A 13,881-nucleotide genomic window follows, 5' to 3' on the forward strand; every position below is an offset into this window, starting at 1 on the left:
TCCGAAATCAGGACTTGGCCGCTTCCGCGACGCGTTCTGGTTGTTGTTGCTTCGTATCGGCCTTGGCGTCCATGGTCACGGACTGCGGCACCACCAGCGCACCCGGGCGGATGTGCTGCAGGCCGTTCACCACCACGCGGTCGCCGGCCTTCAGGCCCTTGCTCACCACGCGCAGGCCGTTGATGGGCGCGCCCAGCGTCACCTCGCGGTAGACCGCCTTGTTGTCGTCGCCCACCACCATCACGAACTTCTTGTTCTGATCGGTACCGATGGCGCGCTCGCTCACGAGCAGCGCGGTGTCGTTGCGGGCCTGGCCCATGCGGATGCGGGCGAACTGGCCGGGAATGAGCGCGCCGTCCTTGTTGTCGAACGAGGCACGCACACGCACGGTGCCGCTCTTGGCATCGACTTGGTTGTCGATCAGTTGCAGCTTGCCGGTGAAGGGCGTGCCTTCCAGGCCTGCGGTGCCCATCTGCACGGGGATCGTGTCGATCTGGCCGCGGGCGCCGGCGTTGGCCGGCAGGTCCTTCAGCGCGCGGGTGATGACCTGCTCGTCGGCATCGAAGCTCGCGTAGATCGGACTCACCGACACCAGCGTGGTCAGCACCGGCGCACCGGGGCCGGCGGCCACGAGGTTGCCCACGGTCACTTCGAGCTTGCCGATGCGGCCCGACACCGGTGCGCGCACCTGCGTGTAGCCCAGGCTCAGGCGTGCGGTCTGCAGCGACGCTTGCGCGGCGCGCAGGTTGGCTTCGGCTTCGCGGCCGGCGTTCACGCGCTCGTCGAGTTCACGCTGCGCGATGGCCTGCTCGTCCCACAGGCGCTTGGCACGCTCCTGCTCGCTGCGGCTGAAGGCCTGGCGCGCCTGGGCCGAGGCGACCTGCGCTTCGGCGCGCTCCACCTCGGCGGCGTACGGCGCGGGGTCGATGGTGATGAGCAGGTCGCCCTGCTTCACCAGCGCGCCTTCGCGGAAATGCACCGCCTGCACGGCACCCGCCACGCGGGAGCGCACATCGACGCGTTCCACCGCTTCGAGCCGGCCCGAGAACTCGTCCCAGGCGTTGATCTCGCTCGACGCCACGGTGGCGACCGACACCGGGGTGCCCTGTTGCGCCGCGACCGGCGCCGTGGCCTCGGCCTTGAAGCTGTACATGCCCACCACCGCGGCGGCCACCGCCAGCAGCGCCGTCAGGCCGGTGACGGTGGGCCACAAGGCCTTGCGGCCGGTGGAAGAGAGCGTGTGTTCGTTCTTGTTCGACATGATGGTTCGTCCTTCTCGATGACTTTTTCGGGATGCAACAGGCCATCCCGGCGCCGAAGGCGTCAGGAGGCGGAATTTGGAGAACAGAAAGCCCTGCCACCGGCCTCGGTGGAGGCGGCGGCTTGTTTCAGGGGCGGAGCGGACCCTCGCGGGCCTAGCTGGGCTCAGGGACCGCCGGGGGCGGTGTGGTGGCGCTGAAGAATTCGCGGAAATGCTGCTGCACGCTGGCTTCGCAGGACGCGCATCCCACGGCCTCGGTGTCGTACAGCGCCTTGGGCCAGTTGTCGGCCCCGGTCAGCACGCTGCTCGTGACCTCGATGCCGGCGGAGCGCAGCCGGCCTGCAAAGGTCATGGCCTCGTCGCGCATCGCATCGTCGGGCCCCACCAGCACCAGGGCCGGTGCCAGGGCAGCCAGTCGCAGCGATCCGCTCGGCACCGCGTACGGGTGCGTGGCGTTCGACGGACAGCTCAAGTACTTGGCCCAGCCCGTGGCCCAGCGGCATTCGGCCTCGTCGTTCGTGGCATTGCGCAGCGAGGCGGTGCCGGCGCACGGGTCGAGCATGGGCGACAGCAGGATCTGGCCTGCCAGCGGCGGATGGGCGCGGTCGCGGGCCACCAGGGCCACGCTGGCCGCCAGGTTGCCGCCGGCCTCTTCGCCGGCCAGGTACACCAGGGCGCCCTTGCCGCCGAGCTTCACGCGCTGCTTGTAGAGCCACTCAAGCGCCGCATAACCCACCTCGACCGGCTCCGGGAACGGGGCCGCCGGGGCCAGCGGGTAATCAAGCGACACCACCACCGCACCCGCGCCGGCCAGCAGCCGGGCCACGTTGCGGCCGTTGTCGAGGCTGCCGCAGATGAAGGTGCCGCCATGGAAGTGCAGCACCAGCGGCACGGTTTCGCCCCGTGGACGCTGACCGTAGACACGGGCAGCCACGGGCTCGCGGCCGGGCAGCTCGATCGACAGATCGGACTCCACGCCGTGTGCCGCGGCAAGCGCAGCAGCTTCAGCGGACCGGGACGATGGACGGGGTGACATGGGCGACCTCAGAGATATAGGCGATGGTTGAAATATAAGGCGCTACATGCGCGTTGAAACAGGAAACACAGCCTTACTCTGTTTCCAAACGGAGAACAATCGGGCACAACGCAGGGGCGAGTTCCTTGTGTGAGAATCCGCCTCCTTCCGGCATACGCCGGTCTCGCTGAACAGGCATTCGATGGATCAAATCCAGGCAATGCGGATCTTTGTCCGCGTGGTCGAAGCCGGCACCTTCACCCGTGCCGCCGACTCTCTGGCCCTGCCCAAGGGCACCGTCACCAAGCAGATCCAGGCGCTGGAATCGCGCCTGCGCGTGAAACTGCTCAACCGCACGACCCGGCGCGTCACCGTCACGCCCGACGGCGCCGCCTACTTCGAGCGCGCCGCGCGGCTGCTGAACGACTTCGACGACATGGAAGCCAGCATGACGAACGCGCAGGCCAATCCCACGGGGCGGCTGCGCATTGACGTGGGCACCTCGGTGGCGCAGCAGATCATCCTGCCCAACCTGGCCAGTTTCTGCGACCGCTACCCCGACATCCAGGTCGACCTGGGCGTGAGCGACCGCACCGTCGACCTGATCAGCGACAACGTCGACTGCGTGATCCGCGCCGGCGAGCTCAGCGACCAGTCGCTGGTCGCGCGCCGCATCGGCACCCTGCACTTCGTCACCGTGGCCTCGCCGGCGTACATCAAACGCTATGGTGCGCCGCAGCACCCGAACGACATCGAGAAGCGCCACCACGTCGTGAGCTACTTCTCGGGCACCACCCGGCGCGTGTACCCGCACGAGTTCAAGAAGGGCGACGAGTACATCGAGCTCAACGGCCCCTACCGCGTGTCGGTCAACGAGAGCAACGCCCACATGACCGCCGTGCTCGCGGGCTTCGGCCTGTCGCAGTGCATCACCTTCACCGCCGAGCCGCTGCTGGAAAGCGGCCAGCTCATCGAGGTGCTGGCCGACTGGCAGCGCGACCCGCTGCCGATTCACGTGGTCTACCCGCCGAACCGGCACCTGAGCGCCAAGGTGCGGGCCTTTGTGGACTGGGCGGCGGAGCTGTTTGCGAAGAATCCGCGGTTGCAGAAGCGCTGAGGGCGGTTTCTTTCCGGTCCTTCAGGGCTGGATCAGCGCTGCCAGCGCGCGCGCCGAGAGCGCATCTTCTTTGGACAGGTGCTCGACCAGGCTGAGCCGGTCGGCCTCGGTGCGCTGCTGCGAGAGAAAGCGCTTGCCGCTCAGCGCGAGGATGTCGATCTCGAACCCGACCAGCCGCTTCAACGCGTCGTCGACGAATTCGGGCGATGCATCGGCGAGCGACCAAGGCTCGTCGCGCCCCGCTTCCTGCGACCGCGTCAGCGCTTCGAGGTGCGAGCGCAGCCAGGCGGCGTCTTCGATGAACCGCAAGCGGCCCGTCGCCTGCACCGCGATGTAGTTCCAGCTCGGCGCCAATCGCCCGCTGCGCTGGCCGTTGACGTACCAGCGCGGGGAGATGAACGCGTTCGGGCTCTGGAAGACGACCGTGACGTCACAACCCTCGCGCGCCTCGCTGTTCCACAACGAATGGCTGCGGGCCACATGGCCTGCCAACACGCCATGCGTGCCGCGATCGATCACCTCCAGCGGCAGCAGGTTGGCATCGACCGCCCCGCCCGCAACCGTGAAGAGCGTGGCCAGCGGGTAGGCATGCATGAGCCGGTGAAGCTCGTCGCGCGCCTCGATGGCGAAGAGGGGCTGGATGTGCACGGGGGGAGGCCTTTCGGGGGATCGATGCGCGCCGAGTATTGCGCTCCCTCCCCTCCATCACAGTCACATGGAAGTCACCCCGGCGTCAGTAGACCGGCTCGCACCTCACCTCGGTCTTCACCGAATTCGCAATGAAGCATTCCTCATGCGCCCGATGGTGCAGGTGCTCGATCTGCTCCCGCGTGGGCAGGTTCTCGCCCGAAAAACTCACCTGCGGACACAGCGTGACGACAGTCATCGCCATCTTTCCTTCGGCGTTCTTTTCCATCACGCCCGTGGCCGCGTCGACATAGCGATCGACCACGAACTTGCGCTTCACCGCCATGGTGAGGAACCACAGCATGTGGCAGCTGGACAGCGAGGCCACGAACATCTCTTCCGGATCGACGGCCGACGCGTCGGAGAACGGCAACGGCACCACGTGCGGCGACGAAGAGCCCGGCACCTCTGCGCCACCGTCGAAGCGCAGCACGTGGTGGCGGCTGTAGGTGTTGGCCAGGAAGTCCTGGTCGCCCCGCTCCCAGACGATCTCGGCGGTGTACTCGGACATGGGTCGTGCTCCTCGATGGATGGAATGAATGAATGGCTGAATGTCAGAGGCTCATCAGCTTCACGATCAGCGGTACCAGCAACGCGGTCGCGATGCCGTTGAGCCCCATGGCCAGCGCCGAGAACGCGCCCGCGGTTTCGTTCACCTGGATGGCCCGTGCGGTGCCGATGCCGTGCGCCGCCATGCCGACGGCAAAGCCCCGCACCGCGGGCTCCTTGATGCGCAGCAGGTTCAGCAAGCCCGTCGCCATGATCGCGCCCGAGATGCCCGCGATGGCCGCGGCCACGGCCGCCAGCGACGGCAGGCCGCCGATCTTCTCGGCCACGCCCATCGCGATCGGCATGGTGGCCGACTTGGGCGCGAGCGACATCAGGAGTTCGTGCGAACCGCCGAGCACCCAGCCGATGCCGATGGCCGACACGATGGCAGCCACCGAGCCCACCAGCAGCGCCACGCCGATCGGTAGCCACAGGCGCCGAAGGCGCCCGACCTGGCTGTACAGCGGCACGGCCAGTGCCACGGTGGCCGGGCCGATGAGGAAGTGGACGAACTTCGCGCCCTCGAAATAGGTGTCGTACGGCGTGCGCGTGAGCAGCAGCACGCTCACGATGACGATCACCGACACCAGCACCGGATTGACCATCGGGTTGCGTCCGCTGCGTGCATGCAGCCACAGCGCGCCCAGGTAGGCCAACAGCGTGAGCGACAGCCACAACAGCGGCGACTGGGCCAGGAAGACCCAGATCTCGGAGAGCTTGGCGGGCGCGCTCATTCGGCGTCCTTGCCGGTGATGCGGATCATCCAGCGCAGCGTGAGCGCAGTCACCGCCATGGTGAAAGCGCCGCCCACGACACCGGCCGCCAGGAACGGCAGCCACTCGCGCCCTACCCGCTCGAAATGCAGCATGACGCCGGTCACCGCCGGAATGAACAGCAGCATCAGGTTGCGCAGCAGATGGCCCGAGGTGTCGGTCAGCTCCTGTGGCACGCCGCCGCGCACGAGCAGGCCGACGAAGAGCAGCAGCATGCCGATCAGCGGACCGGGAATCGGCAGCGACAGCCACTGCACGAGCAGTTCGCCCGCGAGCTGGCACAGAAAGAGCGTGGTGATGGCGTAGAGCATGGGCCTCGTTGTTTTCCTTTTTTGCGACAGCCCTATTGTGGTGCGAGGTGCGTTCAGCCGCTGTGTCGTGCGGCGCTGGCCATCGCCCACGCAGCTTTCAGCGCCTGCTGGCTGGCCGGCGGCAGCACACCCAGGCGCAGGTGCCCCGGCAGGCCGAAGGAAGTGCAGTCGCGCAGCTTGATGCCCACGGCGCGCAGTGCGGCAGCGCGGGGCGGATACGGCGTGTCGGGCCGTGCGCCGAAGAAGTTGGCGTCGCCGGGCAGCACCTGCCAGCCCAGCGATTCGCACACGGCGCGCTGCCGCGCCTTCCAGTCGCGCAGGATGTCGAGGCTGCGCGCGAGCCAGCCTTGCGCTTCGTCGGTGGTCCAGGTCGTGAGCAGCGCCACGCCGTGCGTGCCCAGCGGCCACGAGGGTGCGAGGCGCTCGAGCCGCTCCAGCAGCGGGCCGGCCACGTCGACGTTCGCCGGTGCGATGGCGTAGGCAGCGCGAATGCCGGTAAGGCCCATGGCCTTGTTCGGTGTCCACAGCTGCCAGACGCGGTCGCGCTGCGCAGCGTCGTGCGAGGGCTGGCCTTCGAGGCGCAGCGCCTCATAGGCCATGTCGAGCACGCAAACCGCATCGCTCGCGGCATGGTGCGCGATGTCGGGCTGCGGCTGGCCGAACGGGCTCGACGGTTCGCAGCACCAGCGCAGCGCGGCACCGTCGGCCTCGTCGGGTGCGCGCCGCACGCCGAGGCCCCAGGCCAAGGCCGAGCGTTCGTAGTCGCCGTAGCTGTGCGCGGGCAGCCAGACTTCTCCACCACCGCCCTGCGCCACGACCGCGCTGATGCGGTGGATGAATTCGCTCGCGCTCGCTGCGATGGCAATGCGTTCTTCGGCCACGCCATGGAAATCGGCAAGCACTGAACGCAGCGCCGTGTAGCGCGGATCGGGATAGTGCGCCGCGTCGGCGTCGCGCAGCGCGGCCAGCACCGCGGGGCATGAGCCGACCGCGTTGCCATTGGTCGAGAAGTCGTGCGGCGCGGCGCCCGCCTCGTCGGGGCCGCCGTGCACCATCGATTGATTCGTCATGCCCACCTCGCCAGCAGCGGCGACAGCATCGCGAGCGAAGCGATCACCGCCAGCCCCCACGCGGCCCGTTCGCCGAACTGCGCGGTGCGCGCGGTGTCGGCCGACGTGGCGGCGCGCCCTTCCCCATTCAGCGCATAGACACCCGGCTTCGCCAGCCGCACACCCAGCAGCAGCGCCATCGCCCCCATCGGCCAGCCGCTGTTGGGCGACGGCGTGCGGCGCGCCTCGCGGGCCACGCCGCGCGGCCAGCGGCCGGCCGCGAGGGCCAGCAGCAGCACGGTGAGGCGCGCGGGCAGCCACGAGAGCACGTCGTCGGCGCGTGCGGCCCACTTGCCGAACCACGTCCAGTCGCGCCCGCCGCGTTCGCCGCGGTAGCCCCACATGGCATCGGCGGTGTTGGCGAAGCGGTAGAGCGCCGCGCCTGGCAGGCCGAACAGCACGAACCAGAACACAGGCGCGACCAGCGAGTCGTTGAGGTTCTCGGCCAGCGACTCGATGGCGCTCTCGCGCACCTCGCGCTCGCTGAGCGCCGAGACGTCGCGGCTCACGAGTCGCGCGAGCCGTGCGCGGCCCGCGTCGAGCGATTCGCCCAGCGCGGCCTCGACCGTCAGCACCTCGTCGCGCAGCATGCGCCACGCAAAGAGCGGCTTGAACGCGAGCCCGAGCACCACGGCCATGGCCCAGACGGGCAGCCATTGCATCGCCAGGCTCTGCACCGCCGACGCGACGGCGAACGCGGCCATCGCGCCCACGCACCAGCCCAGCGCGCCCATCGCGAAGCCCGGCAGATCGCGCGGCCTGGCGTCGGCAGCGCGCGGTGCGAGCCGGCTGCCGATCCAGTCCAGGTAACGGCCGATCCACACGACCGGATGCAGCGCGGCGGGCGGCTCGCCCAGCCAGCGGTCGACGGCCAGCGCCAGCCACAGGGCGGCGACCAGCACGAGGGCGAAGACGGTGAAGGGATCGAGCGCGGGCATGGCAGGCATTCTCGTGAATCAGGCGACGGGCACGGCCCGGCCGCGCCGCCACTGCACCAGCGCACCGACGGCCAGCAGCAAGGCAGCGCCGAAAGCGGCGAGCAGGCGCGGCAGCACGGCGGACGACAGCGGGGGCGATGGGGTGTCGGCGACGGGCTTCAGCTGGAGACCAGTCACCGGTTGCGCGAGGTCCGCTGCGGCGGGCGATTCGGGTGCGGGTTGGGTCGCCTCGACGGGCGCCACGGCGGGTGCGGCGACGACCGGCGCAGGAGCAGTCACAGGCGACGCCACCAACGCAGCCTGCGCAAACCGCTGCACCGCCTCGTTCCGTTCGCGCAACCCCGTGGCGCGCACCGCCTCCGTGTAGGCCTGCGCCAGCTCGCGCCGCGTCGCGGCATCGGGCGTCCAGTAGTTCAGCCGCACGGCGTCGAGCATGCGTTCCAGCGCCTGCGCGAAGGCGGCGCGGTTCTCGCGCTCCAGCCACTGGCGCGTGCCGAGCCTGTAGGTGTCGCGCACATAGACCTCGTGCAGCGACTGCCAGTGGTCCGCGCGCACGGCCGCGGGCGCGGTCGCCTGCCAGCCCCAGAGGAACTGCGCGGTCTTGAGCACCTGCAGCGCGCCGCTGTAGCCCTCGGCCTTCTGCGCCTCGATCCATTGCGGATGCAGATAGCGCGTCTGCATCTCGCGCGCGATGGCGCCGGCGGCGGTGTCGGTGCGCACGGCCGCGCCGTCGCGCAGGTTCTGCACGTACAGCGCCGGGTCCTCGCCCGTGAGGTGGCGCACGGCCAGCGCGATGCCGCCCAGGTACTGGAACGGGTCGTCGTTGGTCAGCACGCCATAGAGGTTGGAGGTGCGCGCCATCAGCGCCGCATCGACCTGTGCGAGGTTGCCCGCGAAGGCGCCCGGGCGCGTGGCGCCGTCGAGGCCGCGCCCGTAGGCATGACCCATGCGGTCCATGTAGAGCCCGGCCATCTGCGCGTCGCCGCCGCCGCGCTGCTGGCCCTTCCAGAGTTCGGTGGCGAGCACCGCCTCCTCGAGCCCGGCGCCGTAGCTGCCCTGCTCGTTCGAGAACACGCGCGCGGTCGACCAGCGCCGCGCCTCGGCCGCCGTCGCGCCCCCGGCGCGCAGCGCGCGCGCCATCGCCTCGCTGTGCTGCGCGACGGCGTTGCCGGGCTCATCGAGCGCGGCCACCTGCTGCACGGCCTCGTCCAGCCAGCGCATCACGTGCGGGAACTGGTCGCGGTACGAACCGGTGACGCTGATCAGCACGTCCATGCGCGGTCGTTTCAGCACCGCGGCCGGCACGACCTCGATGCCGACCATGCGCCCGGCCTCGTCCCAGCGCGGCTTCACGCCGAGTGCATGGAAGGCCTGGCTCTCGGTCACGCCCTGGTGGCGCGAGGCCTCGCCGGCCCAGAGCGTGAAGGCGATCTTCTGCGGCGGCCGGCCGCCGTGGGTACGGACGTGCGCGGCGATCCAGTCGTCCATCGCGGCGACGCCGGTGTCCCAGGCGGCGCGCGTGGGCACGCGGCTGGGGTCGAAGCCGTAGAGGTTGCGCCCGGTCGGCAGGCTGTCGGGGTCGCGCACCGGGTCGCCGCCGTAGCGCGATTTCAGGTAGCGGCCGTCGAGTGCGGTGAACAGGCCTTCGATTTCTTCGTTGTGGGCCAGCACCGCGTCGAGCGCGCGGGCCCGTGCGGCGAGCGAACGCAAAGGTTCCGCATCGGTGGCGGAGTCGTTGCCCGCCAGCACGGCCTCCAGCCAGCGCGCAGGCTTCGACGCTGCAATGCCCTGCGCATCCGTGAGGAACATTTCGTCGAGGTCTTCGCCCATCGCCTGCGCCACGGGCTTGCCGAGGATCTGCAGGATCGTCTGGCGCCGCCGCTGCACATCGGGCGCCTCGCCGAAGGTGGCCAGGCCCAGCGGCTGCGCGGTCTGCGCGAGCTCGTCGAGGTACGGGTGCAGCACGGCGATGAAGCCGGCGAAGTCAGCGCGGATGCGCGCGGACGTCCATTGCAGGTCGCGGTCGTAGTGCTGCGCGACGAAGTCGGTGGTGAGGCGCCGTTCCAGTGCGGTCTTCACCGCGCCGGGCGACAGCGTTTCCCAGTCGTGCAGGCGCTCGTGCATGTCCCGCACGCCGGGGCGGAAGCCCGCGGGCGTGAACATCGGGGTCGAATGGCTCACCATGGTCGCGCGGCCGCGGCGCTTGGCGGTCGTCGCCTCGCCGAGGTTGTCCATGATGTACGGGTAGACGTTGGGCACGTCGCCCAGCGCGAGCAGCGGATCGTCCTGCACCGAGAGCCCGCGTTCCTTGCCCGCCGACCACTCGACCGTGCCGTGCGTGCCCACATGCACCAGCGCGTCGGCGCCGAAGCGGGTGCGCAGCCAGAGGTAGGTCGCGAGGTACCCGTGGCTCAGCGGCACGGCCGCGCGGTGGTACACCTGCTGCGCCTTGTCGGCCACCTGCGTGGCAGGCTCGAAGCGCGGCTGCTGGCGCAGCACGACCACCTGGCCGAACTGCACGCGCGGCACGACGAAGGCCAATGCGCCGGCCACGGGCCGCAGCATCGTCGAGGCCTCGGGCGGGCCCCAGTAGGCTTCGATGCGGCGTTGCGTGTCGGTGGGCAGCGCACGGAACCACGCGAGGTACTGCGACAGCGGCAGCGTATCGGCCAGCCCCTGGTCGAGCAGCGGCTGCAGCGCGTCGCCGCCTTGCGCGGTCGGGTAATAGGCCTTCATCGTGGCCTGCACCTGTGCGATCACCTTGTCCGCGCCCGGCGCCTCGGTGCGGTAGCCGGCCGCCTGCATCGCGGAGAGCATCCGGTCGACGCTGCGCGGCACGTTGAGGAACGACGCGCCGAAGTTGGCCTCGCCCGGCGGGTAGTTGTAGACCAGCATCGCCACGCGGCGTTCGGCGGCGGGCGTGCGCCGCAGGCGCAGGAGCGCGGCGGCCTTGTCGGCCACGGCGTCGATCTGCGCGGGCAGCGGCTGCAGGCTGCCGGTGGCAGCGTCGCGCGCCGTCACGAGCATCGGGTCGGTCATGCCCGCGAGTTCGCTCGGGCTGTAGTAGGCCGCGATGTCGGTCTGCGCCAGGCCGTCCTTGCTGCGCGCCCACTGCGCCGCGTCCATGGCCAGCGATGGCAGCGTCTGCAGCACGGGCACGCCGATGCGTTCGAGTTCAGCCTTGCGCTCGTTCGGGCTGAACACCAGCGCGGCGTTGATGAGGAGGTCGGACACGCGACGCTCTCGCTCACCCTCGCTGGCGTGCGTCATGCGGAAGAACAAATCCTTCTGCTGGCGCGGGCCGTAGAAGGCGTAGGCGCGCAGACCGCGCTGCGCGAGCGAGCCGATCAGCCGATCGAGCCAGCCCGTGTCGTCGCTGGTGAGCGTGGCGCTGTTGACCGCGATGGCGACGGTGCCCTGCCCGCCCGGCAGTGCTTCGACGGCCGAGATACTGCTTTCGACGCGCGGCCAGTCGGGGTGATAGAAGCCCGCGAGCGGCATCGGCACGGGGTCGGGCAGCCCGGTGGCATCGCCGACGCGTGCCATCGCCTGCACCGAGGCTTTCAGGTTCGCTTCACCCGGAAAGCGCCAATAGGCACGCAGGCGCTGCGCCCAGGCCGCATCGACGCCGCGCTCGGCCGCGAGCGGCGGCACCTCGGGCGGCGTCTGGCCCTTCGCCACGAGCGCGAACTCACCGATCTGCACATAGGGAACGGCGCTGCGCGCGATGACGTCGCCGAAGCGCGCAGCCGCCGACTGGGCAACGCTGAGGTGTGGCGCATCGATGACCAGCAGGCGCGCGCCATCGAGCGCGGCAGCCAGCGTCTCGGGCGTGTCCTGCGCAGCCGACACCACCTGCAGCGGCACACCGGCCGCACGCGCTGCTGTCTGCAACCGCACGACGCGCGCGGGCGACACCAGTGCCGTGCTCAGCACGACCACGCGAGACTCGGCAGCCATCGCAGGCTGCGCCGTCAGGCACAGGAGGCAGAGCAGAAGTGTGAAAAGTCGCGTCACTTCCCGCCCGACGCCGGCACCGCGTCCGCCGGCACGTAGATCATCGTGCCGTCCTTCAGGCGCCAGGCGGTGCCGGCCTTTTCGCCGTCGCCCTGCCCCGTCGCGCCGCTGGCCTTGAAGCGCGTCACCTTCCGGCCTTCGCGCGTGATGATCTCCATGTCGGGCTGGCCCTCGTGGCGGATCACCGTCACCCTGTCCTGCGAGAACGGGTTCACCGGGTTGTTGATGACCGCGATCATCAGCATGCCGATGACGACCATGAAGACGTCGATCAGGTTGATGGTCGAGAGCACCGGGTCGTCGTCATCGCTGTCCAGGCTGCTCAGGATGGAGAACTGGCGTCGGCTCATGACAGCCGGTCCCGCGCGTCGAGCAGCATCACCAGCTCGCGCATGAGCCAGCGGCGGCGCACCGTGTAGACAACGAAGGTGATCGAGGCCGAGGCCAGCGCCACGATCACGGCCGCGAACGCGGGCGCCAGGCTCTGCGCCACGCCCTGCGATTCGCCCGAGGCCACGGCCACGAGCGCCGGGCCCATGGGGATCATGGTGGCGATCAGTCCCAGCATCGGCGCCACGCGGCTGCACAGGCGCACGCCTTCGAGCTGCTTGAGCACGACCAGCTCCATCTGTTCCTGGCTGGCCTGCGCGTGGCGTTGCAGCACCAGCGCGCGCGACGGGTCGCGCCGGCGCTGCCACCCCTCGATGCCGAAGGCGCCGAGGCAGTACACCGCATAGACGAAGGACAGCAGCACGCCGAGCGTCACGGGCCAGAGGAACAGCCGCGCGAGCTCGAAGAGAACGGTGTCGAAGGCCAGCATCAGGTGGGCTCCACGCAAGAAGATGAAGTGGAAGAAGGATCGAACAGGTCCGACGGCCGGCCCCAGCTTTCGTCGAACACCAACGACGCGAGCGGCGCGCGCCGGGCCCAGCGTTCGCGCTGCAGCATCGGCTCTTCGTAGAACGCATGCACCGGGCCCAGGCACAGCAAGGCGATCGGCTCGGCGCCTTCGGGCAGGCCGAGCAGCACGCCCAACTCGGCGGGTTCGAACAGCGACACCCAGCCCATGCCCAGCCCTTCGGCACGCGCGGCGAGCCAGAGGTTCTGGATCGCGCAGGAGGCCGAGGCCAGGTCCATCTGCGGCAAGGTGCGGCGGCCGAACACGTGCTGCTCGCGGCCATCGGCCAGCGTCACCACCAGCAGCTCGGCCGCGTCGAGCACGCCCTGCACCTTGAGGCGCATGAACTCGTCTTCGCGCTGGCCGAGCGCGCGGGCGGTGCACACACGTTCGCGCTCGACCACCTCGTGCAACTGCCGGCGCAACCCTTCGCCGCGCACGCGGATGAAGCGCCACGGCTGCATGAAGCCGACGCTGGGCGCATGGTGCGCGGCGTCGAGCAGGCGGCGCAGCACCTCGGGCGCCACCTCCCCACCCGCGAAATGGCGCATGTCGCGCCGCTCGTGGATGGCGCGGTACACCGCCTTCGCCTCGTCGGCCGCGAACGCATGCGCCACCATCGGGATCAGTCCTCGATGCCGCGCTGCGCCGGAATGCCGGCCTTGAACGCGTGCTTGACCATCTGCATCTCGGTGACGGTGTCGGCCAGCTCGATGATCTCGGGCGGGCAGCGGCGGCCGGTGAGCACGACGTGCACGTGCTTCGGGCGCGCGCGCAGGGTCTCGAGCACGCCGTCGAGCGGCAGCCAGCCGTAGATCAACGGATAGGTGATCTCGTCGAGCACCACGAGGAAGAAGTCGCCCGACAGGATCGCGGCCTTGGCCTTTTCCCAACCGTCGCGCGCGAGCTGGCCCGAGCGTTCGAGGTCCTGGCTCTTCCAGCTGAAGCCGTCGCCCAGGCCTTCGATGGGAATGCCGATCTGCTCGAACATGCGGTGCTCGCCGAAGCGCGCCGACGGCACCTTCATGAACTGGTAGATCTTCACGGCCTTGCCGCGGCCGTGTGCGCGCAGCGCGAGGCCGAACGCGGCCGTGCTCTTGCCCTTGCCGTCGCCGGTGTTGACGATGACGATGCCGCGGCGTTCGCCTTCGGGCTTTTCGTAGGGCTTTTCGCTGGGAGGGGTTTCTATTTGCATGAGGTTTTCCG

Annotated in this window: 14 protein-coding genes; 1 reads left to right on the forward strand and 13 read right to left on the reverse strand. The window is 69.8% G+C overall.

Features of this window, described 5'->3' with window-relative positions; translation table 11 throughout:
- Positions 1–7 precede the first annotated feature (7 nt).
- Together ASD34_RS21115 and ASD34_RS21120 are read right to left on the reverse strand one after the other, a co-directional pair.
- A complete protein-coding gene (locus ASD34_RS21115) occupies positions 8–1,261 on the reverse strand; it encodes an efflux RND transporter periplasmic adaptor subunit (protein WP_056581417.1) in 1,254 nt (417 codons plus the stop codon).
- Between the two features lie 154 nt (positions 1,262–1,415).
- Entirely contained in the window at positions 1,416–2,297 is an 882-nt protein-coding gene (locus ASD34_RS21120) for an alpha/beta hydrolase fold domain-containing protein (protein ID WP_056581421.1), read from the reverse strand.
- 181 nt (positions 2,298–2,478) lie between these two features.
- Here ASD34_RS21120 and ASD34_RS21125 point away from each other — a divergent pair, with 181 nt between their 5' ends.
- Positions 2,479–3,393 carry a LysR family transcriptional regulator gene (locus ASD34_RS21125; protein ID WP_056581423.1) on the forward strand — a complete coding sequence of 305 codons (915 nt, stop codon included), beginning with the start codon at positions 2,479–2,481 and terminating at the stop codon, positions 3,391–3,393.
- Positions 3,394–3,414: 21 nt separating this feature from the next.
- On the opposite strand, the gene ASD34_RS21130 is transcribed toward ASD34_RS21125, so the two are convergent.
- The 11 genes from ASD34_RS21130 to cobO form a co-directional block, all read right to left on the reverse strand.
- A complete protein-coding gene (locus ASD34_RS21130) occupies positions 3,415–4,041 on the reverse strand; it encodes an FMN-binding negative transcriptional regulator (protein WP_056581426.1) in 627 nt (208 codons plus the stop codon).
- An 85-nt stretch (positions 4,042–4,126) separates the two neighbouring features.
- Positions 4,127–4,591 carry an OsmC family protein gene (locus tag ASD34_RS21135; RefSeq protein ID WP_056581429.1) on the reverse strand — a complete coding sequence of 155 codons (465 nt, stop codon included), beginning with the start codon at positions 4,589–4,591 and terminating at the stop codon, positions 4,127–4,129.
- Positions 4,592–4,634: 43 nt separating this feature from the next.
- The gene (locus ASD34_RS21140; protein ID WP_056581432.1) at positions 4,635–5,363 is read right to left on the reverse strand and encodes an LrgB family protein; all 729 of its coding nucleotides are present in this window, start codon (positions 5,361–5,363) and stop codon (positions 4,635–4,637) included.
- The gene (locus ASD34_RS21145) at positions 5,360–5,713 is read right to left on the reverse strand and encodes a CidA/LrgA family protein (protein ID WP_056581435.1); all 354 of its coding nucleotides are present in this window, start codon (positions 5,711–5,713) and stop codon (positions 5,360–5,362) included. Before ASD34_RS21145 ends, ASD34_RS21140 begins: the two co-directional genes overlap by 4 nt.
- Positions 5,714–5,766: 53 nt before the next feature.
- Positions 5,767–6,783 (reverse strand): aminotransferase class I/II-fold pyridoxal phosphate-dependent enzyme, encoded by a 1,017-nt coding sequence (locus ASD34_RS21150; protein ID WP_056581438.1) that lies wholly within the window; start codon positions 6,781–6,783, stop codon positions 5,767–5,769.
- Positions 6,780–7,760 (reverse strand): adenosylcobinamide-phosphate synthase CbiB, encoded by a 981-nt coding sequence (gene cbiB / locus ASD34_RS21155; protein WP_056581442.1) that lies wholly within the window; start codon positions 7,758–7,760, stop codon positions 6,780–6,782. The genes ASD34_RS21150 and cbiB overlap by 4 nt, the downstream gene beginning before the upstream one ends.
- Before the next feature lie 18 nt (positions 7,761–7,778).
- Complete coding sequence (cobN, locus tag ASD34_RS21160; protein WP_082548875.1) at positions 7,779–11,777, reverse strand: cobaltochelatase subunit CobN; 3,999 nt, start codon at positions 11,775–11,777, stop codon at positions 7,779–7,781.
- Complete coding sequence (locus ASD34_RS21165) at positions 11,774–12,127, reverse strand: DUF2149 domain-containing protein (RefSeq protein ID WP_056581448.1); 354 nt, start codon at positions 12,125–12,127, stop codon at positions 11,774–11,776. The genes cobN and ASD34_RS21165 overlap by 4 nt, the downstream gene beginning before the upstream one ends.
- Positions 12,124–12,597: a MotA/TolQ/ExbB proton channel family protein gene (locus ASD34_RS21170; protein WP_056581454.1), complete on the reverse strand. Its 474-nt coding sequence runs from the start codon at positions 12,595–12,597 to the stop codon at positions 12,124–12,126. Before ASD34_RS21170 ends, ASD34_RS21165 begins: the two co-directional genes overlap by 4 nt.
- A complete protein-coding gene (bluB, locus tag ASD34_RS21175) occupies positions 12,597–13,295 on the reverse strand; it encodes a 5,6-dimethylbenzimidazole synthase (protein ID WP_056581456.1) in 699 nt (232 codons plus the stop codon). Before bluB ends, ASD34_RS21170 begins: the two co-directional genes overlap by 1 nt.
- Positions 13,296–13,300: 5 nt before the next feature.
- Positions 13,301–13,870 carry a cob(I)yrinic acid a,c-diamide adenosyltransferase gene (gene cobO, locus ASD34_RS21180; RefSeq protein ID WP_056581458.1) on the reverse strand — a complete coding sequence of 190 codons (570 nt, stop codon included), beginning with the start codon at positions 13,868–13,870 and terminating at the stop codon, positions 13,301–13,303.
- Positions 13,871–13,881 lie beyond the last annotated feature (11 nt).

Source organism: Variovorax sp. Root473 (genome assembly GCF_001426505.1).
Classification (GTDB): Bacteria; Pseudomonadota; Gammaproteobacteria; order Burkholderiales; family Burkholderiaceae_C; genus Variovorax.

Excerpts from the sequence above, each read along its gene's own strand:
- ASD34_RS21115 (WP_056581417.1), bottom strand. The coding sequence starts at position 1,261 with ATGTCGAACAAGAACGAACACACGCTCTCTTCCACCGGCCGCAAGGCC.
- ASD34_RS21120 (WP_056581421.1), bottom strand. The coding sequence starts at position 2,297 with ATGTCACCCCGTCCATCGTCCCGGTCCGCTGAAGCTGCTGCGCTTGCC.
- ASD34_RS21125 (WP_056581423.1), top strand. The coding sequence starts at position 2,479 with ATGGATCAAATCCAGGCAATGCGGATCTTTGTCCGCGTGGTCGAAGCC.
- ASD34_RS21135 (WP_056581429.1), bottom strand. The coding sequence starts at position 4,591 with ATGTCCGAGTACACCGCCGAGATCGTCTGGGAGCGGGGCGACCAGGAC.
- ASD34_RS21140 (WP_056581432.1), bottom strand. The coding sequence starts at position 5,363 with ATGAGCGCGCCCGCCAAGCTCTCCGAGATCTGGGTCTTCCTGGCCCAG.
- ASD34_RS21145 (WP_056581435.1), bottom strand. The coding sequence starts at position 5,713 with ATGCTCTACGCCATCACCACGCTCTTTCTGTGCCAGCTCGCGGGCGAA.
- ASD34_RS21150 (WP_056581438.1), bottom strand. The coding sequence starts at position 6,783 with ATGACGAATCAATCGATGGTGCACGGCGGCCCCGACGAGGCGGGCGCC.
- cbiB (WP_056581442.1), bottom strand. The coding sequence starts at position 7,760 with ATGCCCGCGCTCGATCCCTTCACCGTCTTCGCCCTCGTGCTGGTCGCC.
- ASD34_RS21165 (WP_056581448.1), bottom strand. The coding sequence starts at position 12,127 with ATGAGCCGACGCCAGTTCTCCATCCTGAGCAGCCTGGACAGCGATGAC.
- ASD34_RS21170 (WP_056581454.1), bottom strand. The coding sequence starts at position 12,597 with ATGCTGGCCTTCGACACCGTTCTCTTCGAGCTCGCGCGGCTGTTCCTC.
- bluB (WP_056581456.1), bottom strand. The coding sequence starts at position 13,295 with ATGGTGGCGCATGCGTTCGCGGCCGACGAGGCGAAGGCGGTGTACCGC.
- cobO (WP_056581458.1), bottom strand. The coding sequence starts at position 13,870 with ATGCAAATAGAAACCCCTCCCAGCGAAAAGCCCTACGAAAAGCCCGAA.